Source organism: Pseudomonas mosselii, assembly GCF_003205295.1.
Taxonomy (GTDB): Bacteria; Pseudomonadota; Gammaproteobacteria; order Pseudomonadales; family Pseudomonadaceae; genus Aquipseudomonas; species Aquipseudomonas mosselii_B.
Map to the genome: position 1 here is coordinate 17,756 of NZ_QJRP01000005.1, position 20,713 is coordinate 38,468.

A 20,713-nucleotide genomic window follows, 5' to 3' on the forward strand; every position below is an offset into this window, starting at 1 on the left:
TCAGTGGATTCCGTAGGCAGGTATGCGATCAGTGATATCCGTATGCGCGACCAGCTCGCTGGCCACCGGGGCCTGGCGGCTGAGCAGGCGCTCGGTACGCGGGTATTGGCCGTATTCGGCGATGAAACTCAGCAACTCGGTGTAGGTGCGCCCGCTGTGGCGCAACGCGGCGTCGCGCAAGGCCTGAGGCAGGCGCGGATCCTGGCTGGCCTGGAGCAGCCGCTGGTGCGCCGCGCACAGGTAGTCGGCGCTTTCGTGCGGCTGGTTCAGGCGCAGGTGCAGGTCGGCCAGGTTGTGATGGGCGATGACCAGTGCAGCCACCGCCTCGTCGACGTCATGCCAGCGCTCGAACAGCACCTGGGCCAGGGCCAGGGCTTGCAGGTAGCGTTCCCGGGCATCGACCAGCTCACCCTGCTCGAACAGGCGGTTGGCGTCTTGCGTGGTGCGTTTCCAGTGCTGCATGAGGTGTCTCCTGGACGGCCCGGGCTCAGATGCCGCCGGCAGTGAGTTTTTCCGGATCCAGCAGCGCCTCGAGCTGGTCACGCGACAGGTCGGTGTGCTCCAGCGCCACGTCAATGATCGGGCGGCCCTGCTTGTAGGCGGTCTTGGCGATCTCGGCGGCCTTGAGGTAGCCGATGATCGGGTTCAACGCGGTGACCAGGATCGGGTTGCGCGACAGCGCTTCCTTGAGCTTGGTTTCGTTGACCTTGAAGCTGGCGATGGCCTTGTCGGCCAGCAGGCGGCTGACGTTGGCCATCAGCTCGATGCTTTCCAGCAAGTTGCGGGCAATCACCGGCAACATCACGTTGAGCTCGAAGTTGCCCGACTGCCCGGCCACGGCGATGGTGGCGTCGTTGCCGATCACCTGGGCGGCCACCATGGCGGTAGCTTCCGGGATCACCGGGTTGACCTTGCCCGGCATGATCGACGAGCCCGGCTGCAGGCCCTGCAGCTCGATTTCACCGAGGCCGGCGAGCGGGCCGGAGTTCATCCAGCGCAGGTCGTTGGCTATTTTCATCAGCGCCACGGCGGCAGTCTTGAGTTGCCCGGACAGGGCCACGGCGGTGTCCTGGGAGCCGATCAGGGCGAACAGGTTCTCGCCGGGGGTGAACTTGACCTGGGTCAGGCCGCTCAACTGGCGGGCAAAACCTGCGGCGAACTGAGGGTGGGCGTTGATGCCGGTGCCCACGGCGGTGCCGCCCTGGGCCAGCGCCTGCAGGCTCGGCAGCGTGGCTTCGATATGCGCCTGGGCGCCCTTGACCTGCGCGGCCCAGCCGCCGAGCACCTGGCTCATGCGCACCGGCATGGCATCCATCAGGTGGGTGCGGCCGGTCTTCACGTGCTTGTGCACTTCGACCGCCTTGGCCTCGATCACCTGGGTAAGGTGGCGCAGGGCCGGCAACAGTTGCTCGTGCAGGGCCAAGGCGGCGCTGACATGGATGGTGGTGGGGATGATGTCGTTGCTGCTCTGGCCACAGTTGACGTGGTCGTTGGCATTGACCGGCTCGCCCAGCACGCGGCTGGCCAGGGTGGCGATAACCTCGTTGGCGTTCATGTTCGAGCTGGTGCCGGAACCGGTCTGGAACACATCCACCGGAAAGTGCTGGATGAAGTCCCCGGCCAGCAGTTGCTCCACCGCCTCGACGATGGCCCCGCCCTGCCCCGCGTTCAGCTGGGACAGCTCGACGTTGGCCTTGGCCGCCGCCGCCTTGGCCAGCAACAGGGCGCGGATGAACTGGACCGGCATCGGCTTGCCGCTGACCGGGAAGTTGTCGACCGCGCGCTGGGTCTGGGCACCGTACAGGGCCTGGGCCGGCACCTGCAGTTCGCCCATGCTGTCACGCTCGATACGGGTATCACTCATCTTCAAGTCCTTGCATCAGTTCTTCGGGAGAAATCGACGGCAGCAGCACGCTGTTGGCGAGCTGCATCGCGTAGGGCTGCCAGCGCAGGTTTTGTTCGCGGCGATCGAGGTTGCGCAGGTCCAGCAGGGGCCGCCAGGCCTGGTCCAGGCACAGGCAGCGCCAATGCCACGGCAGCATGCGATCGTTGGCGGTATCCAGCAGCAGGCGCAAGGCGGTCAGCGCCACGGTCCAGGGCGAGGTTTCGGTGCAGCACACCAGGTAGCGGCCTTCGGCCAGGTAATGCTCGATAAGGCGCGGTTCGTCGGGCTCGAGCGCGCAGCGGATGCGCCGACTGAGCCAGCGCCAGTTTTCCAGGTAGGGCAGTTCGTGGAGGACGGGTTTCATGAACATCATCGCCAAGTTACTGGATAATGATATTCATTATTAATTGATAAATAGAATCAGTTCAAGTCGGGCAATGGGCAAAAGAAACCCGGCGCGATGGCCGGGTCCTTTACGAGGCATGAGCGGGGCAGCCCGCTACCACGCCCTCTCTCCCCACAGAGCGTCGATCAGCTGCCAGCCAGCGTCATCCGCTCGATCAGCACCGAGCCACTGTGGATGTTGCTGCGAGTCTCGATATCGCTGCCGATCGCCACGATCTGCTGGAACATGTCTTTCATATTGCCGGCGATGGTCACTTCCTGGACCGGGAACTGGATCTCGCCGTTTTCGACCCAGAAGCCTGCCGCGCCACGGGAATAGTCACCGGTCACCATGTTCAGGCCATGGCCCATCAGCTCGGTCACCAGCAGGCCGCGGCCCATGCGGCGAATCAGGGCCGCCTGGTCCTCCACGCCATGGGTGACGTACAGGTTGTGCACGCCCCCGGCGTTGGCGGTGCTCGGCAGGCTCAGCTTGCGCCCGGAATAGGTGCCCAGGATGTAGGACACCAGCTCGCCCTTGTCGACGAACGGCTTGGCGTAGGTGGCCAGGCCATCGCCGTCGAACGCCGCGCTGCCCAGCGCGCGCGGGATGTGCGGCCGCTCGTCGAGGGTCAGCCAGGTGGGGAACAGGCGCTGGCCGATGGTGCCTTCGAGGAACGACGACTTGCGGTACAGGTTGCCGCCGGAAATCGCCGACAGGAAGCTGCCGAACAGGCCGCCGGCGAGCTCCGCCGAGAACAGCACCGGCACCTCGCAGGTCGGTACCGGGCGCGCCCCGAGGCGGCTGGCGGCGCGTTGCGCGGCGCGCTGGCCGATGCTCCGCGGGTCGGCCAGCAACTGGCCCTGGCGATTGACGTCGTACCAGTAGTCGCGCTGCATCTGCCCTTCGGCCTCGGCGATCATCACGCAGCTCAGGCTGTGTCGAGTGGACGCGTAACCGCCGATGAAGCCGTGGCTGTTGCCATAGACCCGCACGCCCTGGTGAGTGTTGAGGGTGGTGCCGTCGGCATTGAGGATGCGCTTGTCGGCGTCGAACGCGGCGGCCTCGCAGGCCAGCGCCATCTCGATGGCCTTCTCCGGCTCGATATCCCAGTCGTGATACAGGTCCAGGTCGGGGATCTCACGGGCCATCAGGGCGGCATCAGCCAGCCCCGAGCATTCGTCCTCGGAGGTGTGCTTTGCGATTGCCAGGGCTGCGGCGACGGTTTCGCGGATCGCCTCAGGGCCACTGGCCGAGGTGCTGGCCGAACCCTTGCGCTGGCCAACGTAGAGGGTGATGCCGAAGCCCTGGTCGCGGTTGAACTCGACCGTCTCGACTTCGCGCTGACGCACCGTGGTGGAAAGGCCCTGCTCCAGCGACACCGCCACTTCGCAGGCGCTGGCGCCCTGGCGGCGCGCCTCGGCGACGATCGCCTCGACCTGTTCCTGCAACGCCGGCAGGTCCTTGGGGCCTACGCTCTGGACTGCACTCATGGTTCTCTCCACTGAAAATTCTGCGTACGGCTTGGGTCATTCTACGACCGGGCCGGACAAGCGGCCCCCGACTGGTTATCATGGCGGCGATTTCCTGCGGACTGCCCCCATGGTTGATTCTTACGACGACGCCTTCGACGGCGAAAAAAGCAAAACCCAGATCAAGCGCGAGCTGCATGCGCTGGTCGAACTCGGTGAGCGCCTCACCACCCTCAAGGCCGATACCCTGGCCCGCCTGCCGCTGACTGACGAACTGCGCAAGGCGCTGGCCGAGGCCTGCAAGCACGTTGCACACGGTGCCCGCAAACGCCACATGTCGTTCGTCGGCAAGCTGATGCGCGACCAGGACCTGGACGCCATTCATGCCGTGCTCGATCAGATCGACAGCTCCAGCCGCCAGTACAACGAGCGTTTCCACGGCCTTGAACGCTGGCGCGACCGCCTGATCGACGGCAACGACGAGGACCTCGAACGCTTCGTCAACGAGTTCCCCGACACCGATCGCCAGCACCTGCGCTCGCTGATCCGTCATGCCCAGCACGAGAAGGCGCGGAACAAGCCACCTGCGGCTGCGCGTAAAGTGTTCAAGTACATCCGCGACCTCGACGAGGTACAGCGCGGCCTGCGTTAAACACGACATCCTGGGGCTGCTACGCAGCCCATCGGGACACAAGGCCGCTCCTACAGGGAACGCGCACACCTGTAGGAGCGGCCTTGCGCCGCGAAAGGACCGCAAAGCGGTCCCTGCCGGCATCACGCCCCTGTACCACCCACGGTGATCGCATCCAGCTTCAGGGTCGGCTGGCCGACGCCTACCGGCACCGACTGCCCATCCTTCCCGCACGTGCCCACACCGCTGTCCAGTGCCAGGTCATTGCCGACCATCGACACACCCCGCATCGCCTCCGGACCATTGCCGATCAGGGTCGCGCCCTTCACTGGCGCGGTGATCCTGCCGTCCTCGATCAGGTAGGCCTCGCTGGTGGAGAACACGAACTTGCCGCTGGTGATGTCCACCTGGCCACCGCCCAGGTTGGCGCAGTAGATACCCTTCTTCACCGACTTGATGATTTCCTCGGGGTCGCTGTCGCCGGCACGCATGTAGGTGTTGGTCATGCGCGGCATCGGCAGGTGGGCGTAGGATTCACGCCGGCCGTTGCCGGTCACCGCCATGCCCATCAGGCGGGCGTTGAGCTTGTCCTGCATGTAGCCCTTGAGGATGCCGTTCTCGATCAGCGTGGTGCACTCGGTCGGCGTGCCTTCGTCGTCGATGCTGAGCGAGCCGCGACGACCCTCCAGGGTACCGTCGTCGACGATGGTGCACAGCTTCGAGGCCACTTGCTCGCCGATTCGCCCACTGAACGCCGAACTGCCCTTGCGGTTGAAATCGCCTTCCAGGCCATGGCCGACTGCCTCGTGCAGCAGCACGCCGGACCAGCCCGGGCCCAGCACCACCGGCAATGTGCCAGCCGGCGCCGGAATGGCCTCGAGGTTGACCAGCGCCTGGCGCAGCGCCTCGCGTGCATAGCCCATCACCCGCTCCTCGGTGAAGAAGCGGTAGTCGGTACGCCCACCACCGCCCTGCCCGCCACGCTCGCGGCGGCCATTGTGCTCAACGATCACGCTGACATTGAAACGCACCAGCGGACGCACATCGGCGGCCAGGCTGCCATCGGCGGCGGCGACCAGGATCCGCTCCCAGACCCCGGCCATGCTCACGCTGACCTGCTGGATGCGCGGATCGAGGGCGCGGGTGGCGGTATCGACGCGCTTGAGCAGGTCGACCTTTTCGGCACGGCTCAGCACATCCAGGGGGTTATCAGACGCGTACAGGGCGGTCACATCCTGGCTACGGAACGCCTGCACCTTGCCGTCCTGCCCGGCGCGGGAAATCGAACGGGCAGCGCGAGCCGCCGAGGTCAGGGCTTCAAGGTTGATCGCATTGCTGTAGGCGAAGCCGGTCTTCTCGCCGGACTGGGCGCGCACGCCCACGCCCTGGTCGAGGTTGAAGCTGCCCTCTTTGACGATGCCGTCCTCCAGCGCCCAGGTTTCCGAGATCTGGCCCTGGAAATACAGGTCGGCGGCATCGATGCCAGGGCCGGCCAGCTCGCCCAGCACCGTCTGCAGGCTGTCGAGGGTCAGACCGCCCGGGGCCAGGAGCTGCTCGCTGACGGTGGATAAAATCTCGCTCATAGTCACTCCGAGGTGTGCGCAGGCCGCAAGGCGTCCTGCGAGAAAAAGCGCCGGTGCGTGACCACCGGCATGCGCGCCCGGATGGACGCCTGTTCTTCAATGTCGCGCGTGGCAAGCAATACCGCTTCGCCCCGCGCCTGTTGCGCGACGATCCGCCCCCAGGGGTCGACGATCGCCGCCTGGCCGTGGGTTTCCCGTGGCCCCGGATGCAGGCCGCCCTGGGCGGCCGCCAGCACATAGCACTGGGTCTCGATGGCCCGTGCGCGAATCAGCACTTCCCAATGCGCCGCGCCGGTCACCGCGGTGAACGCCGCCGGCGCGCTGATCAGCTCGGCCCCGGCGGCGCGCAAGGCGCTGTACAGCTCGGGGAAGCGCAGGTCGTAGCACACCGACAACCCCAAACGCCCCACGGGCGTGTCGGCCACCACCACCCTGCTGCCGTGGGCGTAGTCGTCCGACTCGCGGTAGCGACCACGGTTGTCGGCCACGTCCACATCGAACAGGTGCAACTTGTCGTAGCGGGCGGCAATCTCGCCGTGTTCATCCACCAGCAACGAGCAGGCGTGGGCCTTGGCCTGGGGCTGGCCGACCGGCGGCAGCGGCAAGGTGCCGGCGACTATCCATAACCTGAGGTCACGGGCGGTACGTTTCAACCATGGCAGGATCGGCCCTTCGCCCAGCGCCTCCGCCCGACCAATGGCCGCCGCATCGCGTCGGCCCATGGCGGCGAAGTTCTCCGGCAACACCGCCAGGCGCGCGCCACCAGCAGCGGCCTGTTCTAGCAGTGCCGTGGCACGTTGCAGGTTGGCCGGCACATCGTCCTGGCTGACCATCTGGATCACAGCTGACGTCATGACCACCCCGGGCTATTTGTCGAAAGGTTTCACAAAGGTGATTTTAGGCTCTTTGACCGGACCTTCGACGCGATAGTGCACGCTGGCGAAGCGTGCCACCCGATCACCGATCAAGCGATCGACCAGGAACAACGCGCCGCCGATCGCCGGCGCGCCAACGATCAGCGCGGCCAGCGGCAGGTTGTTGGTCACCGGCAGCGTTACCAACAGCTTGGCATCGATCCGGTCACGGACGAAGTCCATGGTGCCGTCGAGCTCGAAGTTACTCGACGGACCGGTGACAGTGATCGGCTCACGGGTCACGTAGACCCCTTCGCTGGCCACCAGCAGGCCCTTGACCCGGTCGTAGGCCAGGCCCTTGCTGAACAGGTCGGAGAAGTCCAGGCGCAGGCGCCGGCCGATGGAGTTGAAGTTGAGCAGCCCGAACACCCGCAAGGCCTGGGCGCTGCCCTCGACCTCGACGAACTGGCCGCTACGCAGGGCCGCGTCGAGGCTGCCGGAATAACGGTTGAGGCTGACCCAGGCCGGCGAGCCCCGCCAGCGGCCGTCCACGTCCATGCGGAAGTCGCGGCTGGTAACGGTGGGCGCGAAGCCCCAGGCCTTGAGGACATCCCCCAGGTTCTTGCCGTCCAGCCGGCCCTTGTACCAGCTCGCACTGCTGCCCGGCTCGCCTTCCCAGCCACCGCTGCCATCGATGTGCAGCCCCTTGAGGTCCAGGTCGACATCGCTCATGGCCATGCCTTTGGCGGTCTGGCGCAGCTTCAGGTTGGCGCTGCCGAACAGGTCGTCGCCGCGGTACAGCTTGTCGATGGTCAGGTCCAGCGGCGGCACCTTGCGCGGGTCGACCCCGGCCAATGGATCCGGCGCGTTCTCGTCCTGGGCTTCATTCGGGTCGGCCGGCGGCAGGCGCAGGCTCTGCAGACGGATGGTCATGGGCGTGGCCTTGGCATCGGGAATACGGGCGTTGCCGATGACTTCCCTGCTGTCCAGGCGCAGGTCCCAGGCCGGGCCGCCGCGCACCAGGCGGATCACCGCCTGGTTGAGGTCCATGCCGAAGGCCTTGAGCTGGCCGATGCTCAAGTCCACGCTCTGCAGGTTCTGTCGGGCGCTGCCGCCCGGATCTTTGCCGGCCAGGCGCTCCATCTGTTGCTGCCAGGGTGCCAGGTCCAGGGTCTCGAGGCGGCCACGCACGCGCAGGCCCTGGCCGCTTGGGAGGCTGGCATCGCCCGTGCCCAGCAACAGCTCGCCACGCCCCTGGGCCAGCTTGTCGGCGGGCGCGGCGTAGGCGAAGCGGGCAAAGTCGGCGTAGCTGGCATCGATGCGCCGCTCGGGGCCTTGCAGGGTCAGGCCGAAGCGGCTGTCGCGGACTTCCCCGGCGGCCTTGCCAAACGGCGCTGGCAAGTCGATGGCCAGCCCCTTGAGCGAGGAGCTGACGCTCAAGCGGTTGTCGCGGCTGCCAAGCGTCACCTGTAGTTGATAGGGCAGCTCGCCCGAGACGGGCAGCGGCTGCTGGTACTGCAACCAGTCGGTCAGGGCCTTGAGGCCGACCTGGCCGTTGGCGTTGATGCGGGTCTGGATCTGCCCGCCCTGCCCTTCGGCGACGATCTGCGCGGTCACCGGCTTGCCGAAGGCGTGCAGGCTGATGTCCTTGCCGCTCAGGCCCTTGTCGAAATCGAAGGTGAAATTGCCTTTGAGTTGGGTCAGTTCCAGGCTTGGCGGCGCCACTTTCAGGGTCGCGTCGCGGGTCGCGAAGTCCACCAGCACCTTGGGCCGCTGCCCATGGGCCAGGGGTATATCGAGCTTGACCTTGCCTTTAAGCGGGCCCTCGCCTTCCCAACCGGCGAAGATCTCGCCCGTGCCGATGGGCGCTTCCTTGAGGATCTTCAGGCCATCGCCGAGGCTGCCGTCGAAGTCGCCATCGAGGAACAGGTGGCTGTGCTGGTCGCCCTCGACATGGGGAATGTTGACGCTGACATCGCTGACCTGGGTGTCCAATAGCAGCCCTTTGCGGGCCAGGATGCGCACGCCGGTGTCCTCGATGTAGACATTGCCGTCGACCTGCTGCACCTGCGGCCAGCCCGGCTGGAAATCCAGCGCGGCGTCGTGGACCTTGAAGAACAGGCTGATATCGCGGGCATGGGGCGGCGCGTTGTGATGCAGCGAGCCTTGGTACTGGAAGTAGCCCTCGTCGACATTGCCCTTGACGATGGCGCTGCGCAGCCATTCGTCCAGGGCCGGGCTGAGCACCTCGGGCAGATACTTGGCGGTGTAGCGACCGTCGCCCTCGGTAAGGCCGACGCGCAGGTCCATGTAGTCTTCATGGCCCGGTTGCAGGTGGATGCGAATGAGGAAGTCCGCGGCGATCTTGCCCTCGTCGCCCAGCACCTTGATGTAGGGAGCAACCAGGGTGAAGGCTTCCTTGTCCAGGGTCCAGGTCAGCCGTGCGTTGGCTTTCGGGTAATGCCAGGGTTTGCCGAAGATCGGGTACAGATGCAGCATGAAGGCCTGGGTATCCAGGCGCAGCTCGCCGTGTCCGAGGTCACCGCTGATGGCGCCGCTGACGTTGCCAGCGGCCGGCGCGCCGTGATAGGCGTCGAAGCCGACTTTCTCCAGGTTGGCGGCGAACTGCAGACGCTGGTCACCCTCGGCCTTGGGGCGGATGTCCAGGCGTACGTTGCGCAGGGCGCCGGTCACCTTGAGCGCGTCGACCACCGTCATCAGTTTGTCCGGCAACGGCGCCAGGGCGTCGATCACCGGGGTCAGCGGGGTCAGGTCGAGGCGGTCGGCCTGCACCTGCCAGCTTTCCTCGGCCGGACTCTGGCCAGGGCGCTGCGCCAGTTGCAGATGGGACTCCCAACGGGTCTTGCCAAGGCTCATGCCCAGGGAGTCGACAACGACGTCGAAACCTTGGTCCTGGCGCTGGAACCAAGCCGAAAGGGCCAGGTTGTCCAGGACGATGGCCTTGCGCCCGGTGTAGGCGCCCTTGAGCTGCGGGGCGTTGAGGCGAACCATCGCCTGCTGCAACTGCCCCTTGTTCCAGTCGATCCAGAACTCGCCACCCGCACGCAGGGTGTCGGCCTGCCACTGACCCAGCACCTTTGGCGGTAACCAGCGCGCCCAGTCGCTTTGCGGCAGGCTCAGGTAGGCCTGCACACGGCCGTCGCGCCAGGCCTTGGCGGTGGCGCGGCTGTTCAGGCTAAGGGCCAGGGGTTGGCCATCGGGCAGCGTGGCGCGCAGGTCGACGCTCTGGCGCGACGCTCCGGCCTGCAATCCCAGGCTGACATAGGTGAGGGTCAGGGGATCGCGCTGCCAGGGATGCAGGGTGACCTGGCTGTCGAACACATCGATCCGCCCCAGTTGGCGCAGGCGCTTGAGCGCATCGGCCGGGTCGAGCGGCGTATCATCCTTCTGCGGCAGGCCTTCGAGCGTCCAGGCGCCCTGCTCGCTTTCGCGCAGGATCAGCTGCAGCCCACTGAGCTGGATGCGCGCCAGCCGTACTTCACGGGCCTTGAGGCTGGCCCACAGGTCGGGCACCAGCTTGACGTCGTCCAGGCGCAAGGCCGCCTTGCCTTCGCCCAGCTGCAGGTCGCGAACGCGCAACACCGGCGCCAAACCACTCCAGCGCCCTTCCAAGGCACCGACGTGCACGGGCATGCCCAAGGCCTGTTCAGCCTTGAGTTCGGCATCGGCACGGTATTCGGCGACCAGGGGTACCAGTTGCCGACCGAGGCTGACATACAGCGCCACCAGCACCGCCAGCAGGGCGCAGATCCCCAGCCCCCAGCGGGTCAAGGCGCCCAGAACGCGGGTCAGACGTTCCATGGCCATGGCCCTCCAAGTCGTCCCTTAACTATGGCCGGTGAATAGCGTTTTGCCAGCCCGTCCATGGGGCGACCGCCATTAGCGAAGGTCAGAGCAGCACCACATCGTATTGTTCCTGGGAATACATGGACTCCACCTGGAAGCGAATGGTTCGCCCGATGAACGCCTCCAGTTCGGCGACGTTGCCCGACTCTTCATCGAGCAGGCGGTCAACTACCTTCTGGTTGGCCAAAACCCGATAGCCCTCGGCCTGGTAGGCGCGAGCCTCGCGCAGGATCTCGCGGAAAATTTCGTAACAGATCGTCTCGGGGGTCTTCAGCTTGCCACGCCCCTGGCACGCCGCGCAGGGTTCGCACAGCACCTGCTCGAGGCTTTCGCGGGTGCGCTTGCGGGTCATCTGCACCAGGCCCAGCTCGGTGATGCCTATGATGTTGGTCTTGGCATGGTCGCGTTCGAGCTGCTTCTCCAGAGTCCGCAGGACCTGACGCTGGTGCTCTTCATCTTCCATGTCGATGAAATCGATGATGATGATCCCGCCGATGTTGCGCAGGCGCAGTTGCCGGGCAATGGCGGTAGCGGCCTCGAGGTTCGTCTTGAAGATAGTCTCCTCGAGATTGCGGTGGCCGACGAACGCCCCGGTGTTGACGTCGATGGTGGTCATCGCCTCGGCCGGATCGACCACCAGGTAGCCGCCGGACTTGAGCGGCACCTTGCGCTCGAGGGCGCGCTGGATCTCGTCTTCCACGCCATACAGGTCGAAGATCGGTCGCTCGCCAGGGTAATGCTCCAGGCGATCGGCGATCTCCGGCATCAGCTCGGCGACGAACTGCGTGGTTTTCTGGAAGGTTTCCCGCGAGTCGATGCGGATCTTCTCGATCTTGGGGTTGACCAGGTCGCGCAGGGTGCGCAAGGCCAGGCCAAGGTCCTCGTAGATGACCACGGGCGCCCCGCAGGTCTTGATCTGCGAGCCAATCTGCTCCCACAGGCGGCGCAGGTAGCGGATGTCCTGGAGGATGTCCTCGGCACGGGCACCCTCGGCGGCGGTACGCAGGATGAACCCGCCGGCATCCTTCATGTCTTCCTGGGCCATGCAGTCGGTGACCACCTGCTTGAGGCGTTCGCGCTCGGCTTCTTCCTCGATCTTCAGGGAAATGCCGACATGGCTGCTGCGCGGCATGTACACCAGGTAGCGCGACGGAATCGACAGCTGGGTGGTCAGACGCGCGCCCTTGCTGCCAATGGGGTCCTTGGTGACCTGCACCACCAGCGCCTGGCCTTCGTGCACCAGCGCGGTGATGTTCTCCACCGCCGACCCTTCGCGCTGGGAGATCTCCGAGGCGTGGATGAACGCCGCCCGCTCCAGGCCGATGTCGACGAACGCCGCCTGCATGCCCGGCAGGACCCGCACCACCTTGCCCTTGTAGATGTTGCCGACGATGCCACGGCGTTGGGTGCGCTCCACGTGCACCTCCTGCAGGACGCCGTTCTCCACCACCGCCACGCGTGACTCCATCGGGGTGATGTTGATCAGGATCTCTTCACTCATGGCAGGCTCTCGTCAAAGGTCTCGGGTAATCATGGATCGCTGCGGGATGGCTGGCTAGGGTCTGTACGATATGTATCTGCACTCGCCCATACTGCGTTGAAACGGGGCTCGGAATGCTCATGTACTCCAGTACACTCCGCTTCCTCCCCCCGTTTCGCCTTGTCTGGCCTTCGCGCAGACACATTTCGTACAGACCCTAGCGCGGTGTCGTGCCCTCTTGCTGCTGCCAACAGGGGATGGCGAACTGTTCGAGCAGCTCGGCGGTCTCGCTCAGGGGCAGGCCGACCACGGCCGAGTAGCTGCCCTCGATAGCGCTCACGAACACCGCTCCCAAGCCCTGGATGGCATAGCCGCCGGCCTTGTCGGCAGGTTCGCCGCTGTCCCAGTAGCGCAGCGCTTCCTCGAAGGAGATGGTGCGAAAACGCACGGTGGTGCTGACGCAGCGGCTGATGCTGCGCTGGCCGTCGGTCAGCGCGACGGCGGTGAGCACCTGGTGCTCGCGCTTGGACAGGTCGCCGAGCATGGCCAGCGCCTGCTCGCGGTTCTCAGGCTTGCCGAGGATCTGACCATCGAGCACCACGGTGGTGTCGGCGCCCAGTACCACCCCGGCGCCGTCAGTGTGGGCGAAGCCCGCCACGGCCTTGGCCTGGGCCAGGCGTTCGACATAGGCCGCCGGGGCCTCGCCCGGCAGTGGGGTCTCATCGACGGGCGCGCTGACGACGGTAAACGGCACGCCGATCTGGGTCAGCAGCTCACGCCGGCGCGGCGAGCCGGAGGCCAGGTACAACTGAGTCATATGGACATCTCCCTGTCAGTGGCGGCGTGTCGTCAGTGAATGTGCAGGCGAACGCGCAGGCCGCGCAGGGCGAAACTCACCCAGGGCCAGAGCAAGGCGCTGATCACCGCCGACCAGACCAGGGCCAGGGTCGGCAGGCGATTGCCGGTGAGCGCGCTGAGCCACAGCTGGATCAGTTGGGCGATACCGAAGATCACCAGGATCACCAAGCTCTGCTGCCACATGGGGAACATGCGCAGGCGCTGCTGCAACGACAGTACCAGGAAGGTGATCAGGGTGAGGATCAGGGCATTCTGGCCAAGCAGGGTGCCGTACAGCACGTCCTCGGCCAGGCCGAGCAGGAATGCCGTGGTCATGCCGACCTTGCCAGGTACGGCGAGGGTCCAGAAGGCCAGCAGCAGGGCCAGCCACATGGGCCGGAACACTTCCATGAACTGCGGCATGGGCGAGACGCTGAGCAACAGGCCGATGGCGAAGGTCAGCCAGATGGCCCAGCCGTTTCTGCTACGGGTGCTGGCCATTATTGTCTCCGGGATTGAGCGGGCGCGGCGGCCGGTTGGGCCGGCGCCGGGCTGGCCGTCGTTGGCGCAGCCGCAGGGGCAGTACCCGGCGTGGGCTGCGCGGCATGGGCCGGCGCGGGTGTCGCGGGCGTGGCCGCTGGCGAAGTGTGGCTGGCGCCCTGGCGGTCGGCCTCTTCCTGGGCGATCGCCGCCTCGGTGGCGCGCTCTTCCGGGGTGCGCCGGTCGCTGAATACCAGCAGCATGTAGCGGCTGCGGTTGAGCGCGGCGGTCGGAATGGCGCGAACGATGGCGAACGGCTGGCCGGAGTCGTGGATCACTTCGTTGACCGTGGCCACCGGGTAACCGGCCGGGAAGCGCTGGCCCATGCCGGAACTGACCAGCAGGTCACCTTCCTTGATGTCGGCAGTGTCGGCCACATGGCGCAGTTCGAGGCGCTCCGGGTTGCCAGTGCCGCTGGCGATGGCGCGCAGGCCGTTGCGGTTGACCTGCACCGGAATGCTGTGGGTGGTGTCGGTGAGCAGCAACACCCGCGAGGTGTACGGCATCAGCTCGACTACCTGGCCCATCAGGCCACGGGCATCAAGCACCGGCTGGCCGAGGAACACGCCGTCGCGCTCGCCCTTGTTGATCAGGATGCGGTGGGTGAAGGGATTGGGGTCGACACCGATCAGCTCGGCGACCTCGACCTTCTCGTTGACCAGCGCCGAGGAGTTGAGCAACTCGCGCAGGCGCACGTTCTGCTCGGTCAGGGCCGCCAGTTTCTGCAGGCGCCCCTGCAGCAGCAGGGCCTCGGTCTTGAGTTTCTCGTTCTCGGCGATCAGCTCGGTGCGGCTGCCGAACTGGCCGGCCACGCCCTGCCACATGCGCTGCGGCAGGTCTGTGATCCAGTAGGATTCCATCAGCACCAGGCCCATCTGGCTGCGCACCGGCTTGAGCAGATCGAAACGCGAGTCGACCACCATCAGCGCGACCGACATCACTACCAGCACGAGCAGGCGAACGCCCAGCGAGGGGCCCTTGGAGAAAAGCGGTTTAATGGGCCGTTCCTCGTGGACGACTCAGAAAGTCATGGGACATGGGGCAATGCACCGGCCTGCTGCGGGTTGACGGAAACGGCGCCCGGGCGGGCGCCAGCACAGCGCATACAGGTAGCACTGTGCGTGCCACCTGTAAACCTGAGGATGCTACTGCGCAGCGATCACTCGCTGGAGAGCAGGTCCATGGCGTGCTTGTCCATCATTTCCAGGGCACGGCCACCGCCGCGGGCGACGCAGGTCAGCGGGTCTTCGGCGACGATCACCGGCAAGCCGGTTTCCTGGGCCAGCAGCTTGTCGAGGTCGCGCAGCAGCGCGCCACCGCCGGTCAGCACCAGGCCGCGCTCGGCGATGTCCGAGGCCAGCTCGGGCGGCGACTGCTCCAGGGCGCTCTTGACCGCCTGGACGATGGTTGCCAGCGACTCTTGCAGAGCCTCGAGCACTTCGTTGGAGTTCAGGGTGAAGGCACGCGGCACGCCTTCGGCCAGGTTGCGGCCACGGACGTCGACTTCGCGCACTTCGCCGCCCGGGTAGGCGGTACCGATTTCCTGCTTGATGCGCTCGGCGGTGGATTCGCCGATCAGGCTGCCGTAGTTACGGCGCACGTAGGTGACGATGGCTTCGTCGAAGCGGTCGCCGCCGACGCGCACGGATTCGGCGTAGACCACGCCGTTAAGCGAGATCAGGGCGATTTCGGTGGTACCGCCACCGATGTCTACGACCATCGAGCCGCGGGCCTCTTCAACCGGCAGGCCGGCACCGATGGCGGCTGCCATCGGTTCTTCGATCAGGAACACTTCGCGGGCACCGGCACCAAGGGCCGACTCACGGATGGCACGGCGCTCGACCTGGGTCGACTTGCACGGCACGCAGATCAGCACACGAGGGCTGGGCTGCAGGAAGCTGTTTTCGTGCACCTTGTTGATGAAGTACTGCAACATTTTTTCACAAACGCTGAAGTCGGCGATCACGCCATCTTTCATCGGGCGAATGGCCGCGATGTTGCCAGGCGTACGGCCCAGCATGCGCTTGGCTTCGGTCCCGACTGCGACGACGCTTTTCTGGTTGCCGTGGGTACGGATGGCAACCACCGAGGGCTCATTCAGGACGATACCGCGCTCACGCACGTAAATAAGGGTGTTGGCAGTACCCAGGTCGATGGACAGATCGCTGGAAAACATGCCACGCAGTTTCTTGAACATGGGAAAGTGACCCTGGGGAAAGCGTGGGTAAAAAAGTGCGGCAAACTCTAACAATGGCAGGGATTTTGGGCAAGGAGCCAATATGTTAAATTGGCTGTTTTTCCGAGCATGCCTGCCGATGATCGCGGCCCTTTGACCGCCAGAATCCCAGCATGTTCCTCATTTGCGGACTCATTCCGTCTGTCGTTTTCCTGGAGATCCCCATGGCGCTTCAACGCTCCGACGTGGAAAAGATCGCCCATCTGGCCCGCCTGGGCCTGAATGAAGGCGAATTGCCACGCACCACCGATGCCTTGAACAGTATTCTCGGGCTGGTCGACCAGATGCAAGCCGTCGACACCACCGGCGTGGAACCCCTCGCCCACCCGCTGGAGACCACCCAGCGCCTGCGTCCCGACCAGGTCACCGAAAGCAACCAGCGCGACCGCTACCAGGCCGTCGCTCCGTCGACCGAGAACGGTCTGTACCTGGTTCCGAAAGTCATCGATTAAGGGATAGCGCCTGCCATGCATCAACTCACTCTGGCCGAGATCGCCCGTGGCCTCGCCGACAAGTCGTTCTCATCGGAAGAACTGACCGGCGCCCTGCTGTCGCGCATCAAGCAGCTCGACCCGCAGCTCAACAGCTTCATCACCGTCACCGAAACCCAGGCCCTGGAGCAGGCGCGCGCCGCCGACGCCCGTCGCGCCGCCGGTGAGACCGGCGCGCTGCTCGGCGCGCCGATTGCCCATAAAGACCTGTTCTGCACCAACGGCGTACGCACCAGCTGCGGCTCGAAGATGCTCGACAACTTCACCGCCCCGTACGACGCCACCGTGGTCGCCAAGCTGGCCGAGGCCGGCATGGTCAGCCTGGGCAAGACCAACATGGACGAGTTCGCCATGGGCTCGGCCAACGAGTCCAGCCACTACGGCGCGGTGAAGAACCCGTGGAACCTCGAGCACGTGCCGGGCGGCTCGTCCGGCGGCTCGGCCGCCGCCGTGGCCGCGCGCCTGCTGCCGGCCACCACCGGCACCGACACCGGCGGCTCGATCCGCCAGCCGGCGGCGCTGACCAACCTCACCGGCCTGAAGCCAACCTACGGCCGCGTGTCGCGCTGGGGCATGATCGCCTACGCCTCGAGCCTCGACCAGGGCGGCCCGCTGGCCCGCACCGCCGAGGACTGCGCCCTGCTGCTGCAAGGCATGGCCGGCTTCGACGCCAAGGACTCGACCTCGGTCGACGAGCCGGTGCCGGATTTCAGCGCCAACCTGAACGCCTCGCTGCAAGGTCTGCGCATCGGCCTGCCGAAGGAATACTTCGGCGCCGGTCTCGACCCGCGCATCGCCGGCCTGGTCCAGGCCAGCGTCAAGGAGCTGGAGAAGCTCGGCGCGGTGGTCAAGGAAATCAGCCTGCCGAACATGCAGCACGCCATTCCGGCGTACTACGTGATCGCCCCGGCTGAAGCCTCCTCCAACCTGTCGCGTTTCGACGGCGTGCGCTTCGGCTACCGCTGCGAGGATCCCAAAGACCTCACCGACCTGTACAAGCGTTCCCGTGGCGAAGGCTTCGGCGCCGAAGTGCAGCGCCGCATCATGGTCGGCACCTATGCCCTGTCGGCCGGCTACTACGACGCCTACTACGTCAAGGCGCAGCAGATCCGCCGCCTGATCAAGAACGACTTCGTGGCTGCGTTCAACGACGTCGACGTGATTCTCGGCCCGACCACGCCGAACCCGGCCTGGAAGCTCGGCGCCAAGAGCGCCGACCCGGTCGCCGCCTACCTTGAGGACGTCTACACCATTACCGCCAACCTGGCGGGCCTGCCCGGCCTGTCGATGCCGGCCGGCTTCGTCGACGGCCTGCCGGTGGGCGTGCAACTGCTGGCCCCGTACTTCCAGGAAGGCCGCCTGCTCAACATCGCGCACCGTTACCAGCAAGTCACCGACTGGCACACCCGCGCCCCCAACGGCTTCTGAGGAGTTCACACATGCAATGGGAAGTTGTGATCGGGCTGGAGATTCATACCCAGCTCGCCACCCAGTCGAAGATCTTCTCCGGCAGCGCCACCACCTTCGGCTCCGAGCCGAACACCCAGGCCAGCCTGGTCGATCTGGGCATGCCCGGCGTGCTGCCGGTGCTCAACCAGGAAGCCGTGCGCATGGCGTGCATGTTCGGCCTGGCGATCGATGCCGAGATCGGCCCGCGCAACGTGTTCGCGCGCAAGAACTACTTCTACCCCGACCTGCCCAAGGGCTACCAGATCAGCCAGATGGACCTGCCGATCGTCGGCAAGGGCCACCTGGACATCGCCCTGGAAGACGGCACCATCAAGCGCATCGGCGTGACCCGCGCGCACCTTGAAGAGGATGCCGGCAAGAGCCTGCACGAAGACTTCAACGGCGCCACCGGCATCGACCTGAACCGCGCCGGCACGCCCCTGCTGGAGATCGTCTCCGAGCCGGACATGCGCAGCGCCAAAGAGGCGGTGGCCTACGTCAAGGCCATCCACGCCCTGGTGCGCTACCTGGGCATCTGCGACGGCAACATGGCCGAAGGCTCGCTGCGCTGCGACTGCAACGTCTCGATCCGCCCGAAAGGCCAGACCGAGTTCGGCACCCGCTGCGAGATCAAGAACGTCAACTCGTTCCGCTTCATCGAGCGGGCGATCAACAGCGAGATCCAGCGCCAGATCGACCTGATCGAGGACGGCGGCAAGGTGGTGCAGGAAACCCGCCTGTACGACCCGAACAAGGACGAGACCCGCTCCATGCGCAGCAAGGAGGAAGCCAACGACTACCGTTACTTCCCCGACCCGGACCTGCTGCCGGTGGTCATCGAGCCGAGCTTCCTCGACAGCGTGCGCGCCGCCCTGCCGGAGCTGCCGCCGCAGAAGGTCGAGCGCTTCCAGAGCCAGTACGGTCTGTCGGCCTACGACGCCAACGTGCTGGCCTCCAGCCGCGAACAGGCCGACTACTTCGAGCAGGTGGTGAAGATCGGCGGCGACGCCAAGCTGGCCGCCAACTGGGTCATGGTCGAGCTGGGCAGCCTGCTGAACAAGCTGGGCGTCGAGATCGACCAGTCGCCGGTCAGCGCCGAGCACCTCGGCGGCATGCTGCTGCGCATCCGCGACAACACCATCAGCGGCAAGATCGCCAAGACCGTGTTCGAGGCCATGGCCGCCGGTGAAGGCGATGCCGACGGCATCATCTCCAGCCGCGGCCTCAAGCAGGTCACCGACACCGGCGCGATCGACAAGATGCTCGACGAGATGCTCGCCGCCAACGCCGAACAGGTCGAACAGTACCGCGCCGCCGATGAGGCCAAGCGCGGCAAGATGTTCGGCTTCTTCGTCGGCCAGGCGATGAAGGCGTCCAAAGGCAAGGCCAACCCGGGGCAAGTGAACCAATTGCTCAAGGCCAAGCTCGAAGGGTGATCCCGATCGCGGGGCAAGCCCGCTCCCACGCCTGTGGGAGCGGGCTTGCCCCGCGATGATCAGCGGCAACAGCGGAGCATCCGACTTGCTAAGACGCGCCATCACCTCCCTCACCCTCTTCTCGCTCCTGGCCGGCTGCGCCAGCCATGACATCGACCCGCGCGGCTACGACCAGACCGGCACCGCCTCCTACTACGGCGCCCGCCACCACGGCAAACGCACCGCCAGCGGCGAACCGTTCAACCAGCACGGCCTCACCGCCGCCCATCGCAGCCTGCCCTTCGGCAGCCGGGTGCTGGTCACCAACCTCGCCAACCAGCGCAGCGTTGTGGTACGCATCAACGACCGTGGCCCGCATACCCGTGGCCGACTGATCGACCTGTCACGCGCCGCCGCAGAAAAAATCGGCATGCTCCGTAGCGGAACCGCGCGAGTCCGGGTACAAGGTCTGAGCGATTGACCTGACTGGAGCCCTCGCCATTTTCGACCTGGCCACCCTCCCCGCCTTCAGCCTGCTGCAACTGGGCCTGGGCCTCGTGCTGCTGATCATCGGCGCCGAACTGCTGGTGCGCGCCGCCCTGCGCCTGGCCGGCCGCCTGCATGTGCGCCCGCTGATCATCGGCCTGAGCCTGGTGGCCTTCGGCAGCACCGCGCCACAGCTGACCGTGAGTCTGCAGGCCGCCTACCAGGGCGCGCCGGATGTGGCGGTGGGCAGTGTCGTAGGCAGCAATATCTTCAACGTACTGGTGATCCTCGGGCTGGCGGCACTGATCATTCCGCTGCGCGTGTCGCGCCAGCTGGTGCGCCTGGATATCCCACTGATGATCCTGGCCAGCGCGCTGGTGTACCTGCTCGCACTCAACGGCCAACTCGGGCGCCTGGAAGGCGGCCTGCTGCTACTTGGCCTGCTGGGCTACCTGGCCATGCTCTGGCATCAGTCGCGCCACTACGCCCGCACCTACCCCGCGCCGAGCACCACGCATACCAGCCCGCTGCGGTTCTGGAGCAGGACAGTGCTGCAGGTTGTCGTGGGCCTGGGCCTCTTGAGCCTGGCCGGCCACCTGCTGCTCGAGGCTGTGGTCGAGGTGGCCACCGACCTGGGCCTGTCCGAGCGCATCATCGGCCTGACCGTTGTTGCCGTGTGCACCTCACTGCCGGAACTGGCCGCCGCGCTGATCGCGGCCCTGCGCGGCGAACGGGAGATCGCCGTGGGCACGGTGATCGGCAGCAACCTGTTCAACCTGCTGGCGGTGCTGGGGCTCACCGCGGTGATCACCCCCGAACCCTTGTCGATCTCACCCAACGCCCTGGACTTCGACCTGCCGGTGATGCTCGGCGTCGCCGCCCTGTGCCTGCCGGTGTTCTATTCCGGCTACCGGGTCACCCGTGCCGAAGGCCTGGTGTTCCTGTGCCTGTACCTGGCCTACGGCCTGCACGTGGTGGCCTTCACCACCGGGATGCCGCTGGCCGGACGCCTTGAACGACTGATGCTGTTCTATGTGATGCCCGTGCTCGGGGTCGTGCTGCTGTACACCACGGCCCGCGCCTGGCGCCGCCAACACTAAGG

General features: G+C 66.0%; 18 protein-coding genes. 6 read left to right on the forward strand and 12 right to left on the reverse strand.

Annotated features, from left to right (window positions below):
- The 4 genes from DMX06_RS06370 to pmbA form a co-directional block, all read right to left on the reverse strand.
- A complete protein-coding gene (locus DMX06_RS06370; protein WP_110735675.1) occupies window positions 1-462 on the reverse strand; it encodes a hypothetical protein in 462 nt (153 codons plus the stop codon).
- A gap of 25 nt (window positions 463-487) precedes the next feature.
- Window positions 488-1,864: a class II fumarate hydratase gene (locus DMX06_RS06375; RefSeq protein ID WP_110735677.1), complete on the reverse strand. Its 1,377-nt coding sequence runs from the start codon at window positions 1,862-1,864 to the stop codon at window positions 488-490.
- On the reverse strand, window positions 1,857-2,258 hold the full coding sequence (locus DMX06_RS06380) for a FagA protein (RefSeq protein ID WP_110735679.1): 402 nt from the start codon (window positions 2,256-2,258) through the stop codon (window positions 1,857-1,859). The genes DMX06_RS06375 and DMX06_RS06380 overlap by 8 nt, the downstream gene beginning before the upstream one ends.
- 158 nt (window positions 2,259-2,416) lie before the next feature.
- Window positions 2,417-3,763 carry a metalloprotease PmbA gene (pmbA, locus tag DMX06_RS06385; RefSeq protein ID WP_110735681.1) on the reverse strand — a complete coding sequence of 449 codons (1,347 nt, stop codon included), beginning with the start codon at window positions 3,761-3,763 and terminating at the stop codon, window positions 2,417-2,419.
- 109 nt (window positions 3,764-3,872) lie between these two features.
- Here pmbA and yjgA point away from each other — a divergent pair, with 109 nt between their 5' ends.
- Complete coding sequence (gene yjgA / locus DMX06_RS06390) at window positions 3,873-4,394, forward strand: ribosome biogenesis factor YjgA (RefSeq protein WP_110735683.1); 522 nt, start codon at window positions 3,873-3,875, stop codon at window positions 4,392-4,394.
- Between the two features lie 122 nt (window positions 4,395-4,516).
- On the opposite strand, the gene tldD is transcribed toward yjgA, so the two are convergent.
- The 8 genes from tldD to mreB all read right to left on the reverse strand — a co-directional run bounded on the left by tldD (window position 4,517) and on the right by mreB (window position 15,731).
- Window positions 4,517-5,956 (reverse strand): metalloprotease TldD, encoded by a 1,440-nt coding sequence (tldD, locus tag DMX06_RS06395; protein ID WP_110735685.1) that lies wholly within the window; start codon window positions 5,954-5,956, stop codon window positions 4,517-4,519.
- Between the two features lie 2 nt (window positions 5,957-5,958).
- Entirely contained in the window at window positions 5,959-6,810 is an 852-nt protein-coding gene (locus DMX06_RS06400; protein WP_110735687.1) for a carbon-nitrogen hydrolase family protein, read from the reverse strand.
- A 12-nt stretch (window positions 6,811-6,822) separates the two neighbouring features.
- Window positions 6,823-10,638 carry a YhdP family protein gene (locus DMX06_RS06405; RefSeq protein WP_110735689.1) on the reverse strand — a complete coding sequence of 1,272 codons (3,816 nt, stop codon included), beginning with the start codon at window positions 10,636-10,638 and terminating at the stop codon, window positions 6,823-6,825.
- Between the two features lie 82 nt (window positions 10,639-10,720).
- Window positions 10,721-12,178, reverse strand: coding sequence for a ribonuclease G (gene rng / locus DMX06_RS06410; RefSeq protein WP_028689643.1), 1,458 nt, complete (start codon window positions 12,176-12,178; stop codon window positions 10,721-10,723).
- 196 nt (window positions 12,179-12,374) lie between these two features.
- A complete protein-coding gene (locus DMX06_RS06415; RefSeq protein WP_110735691.1) occupies window positions 12,375-12,974 on the reverse strand; it encodes a Maf family protein in 600 nt (199 codons plus the stop codon).
- A 32-nt stretch (window positions 12,975-13,006) separates the two neighbouring features.
- Window positions 13,007-13,495, reverse strand: coding sequence for a rod shape-determining protein MreD (gene mreD / locus DMX06_RS06420; protein ID WP_028689641.1), 489 nt, complete (start codon window positions 13,493-13,495; stop codon window positions 13,007-13,009).
- Entirely contained in the window at window positions 13,495-14,532 is a 1,038-nt protein-coding gene (mreC, locus tag DMX06_RS06425; RefSeq protein WP_110735693.1) for a rod shape-determining protein MreC, read from the reverse strand. The genes mreD and mreC overlap by 1 nt, the downstream gene beginning before the upstream one ends.
- A 161-nt stretch (window positions 14,533-14,693) precedes the next feature.
- Entirely contained in the window at window positions 14,694-15,731 is a 1,038-nt protein-coding gene (gene mreB, locus DMX06_RS06430) for a rod shape-determining protein MreB (RefSeq protein WP_003255163.1), read from the reverse strand.
- Window positions 15,732-15,934: 203 nt separating this feature from the next.
- Here mreB and gatC point away from each other — a divergent pair, with 203 nt between their 5' ends.
- From gatC to DMX06_RS06455, 5 genes are all read left to right on the forward strand, one after another.
- Window positions 15,935-16,222 carry an Asp-tRNA(Asn)/Glu-tRNA(Gln) amidotransferase subunit GatC gene (gatC, locus tag DMX06_RS06435; protein WP_028689639.1) on the forward strand — a complete coding sequence of 96 codons (288 nt, stop codon included), beginning with the start codon at window positions 15,935-15,937 and terminating at the stop codon, window positions 16,220-16,222.
- A gap of 15 nt (window positions 16,223-16,237) precedes the next feature.
- A complete protein-coding gene (gene gatA / locus DMX06_RS06440; RefSeq protein ID WP_110735695.1) occupies window positions 16,238-17,689 on the forward strand; it encodes an Asp-tRNA(Asn)/Glu-tRNA(Gln) amidotransferase subunit GatA in 1,452 nt (483 codons plus the stop codon).
- An 11-nt stretch (window positions 17,690-17,700) separates the two neighbouring features.
- The gene (gene gatB, locus DMX06_RS06445) at window positions 17,701-19,146 is read left to right on the forward strand and encodes an Asp-tRNA(Asn)/Glu-tRNA(Gln) amidotransferase subunit GatB (protein ID WP_110735697.1); all 1,446 of its coding nucleotides are present in this window, start codon (window positions 17,701-17,703) and stop codon (window positions 19,144-19,146) included.
- 55 nt (window positions 19,147-19,201) lie between these two features.
- A complete protein-coding gene (locus tag DMX06_RS06450; RefSeq protein ID WP_110735699.1) occupies window positions 19,202-19,606 on the forward strand; it encodes a septal ring lytic transglycosylase RlpA family protein in 405 nt (134 codons plus the stop codon).
- Window positions 19,607-19,667: 61 nt separating this feature from the next.
- The gene (locus DMX06_RS06455) at window positions 19,668-20,711 is read left to right on the forward strand and encodes a calcium/sodium antiporter (protein ID WP_110735701.1); all 1,044 of its coding nucleotides are present in this window, start codon (window positions 19,668-19,670) and stop codon (window positions 20,709-20,711) included.
- Window positions 20,712-20,713: the final 2 nt, after the last annotated feature.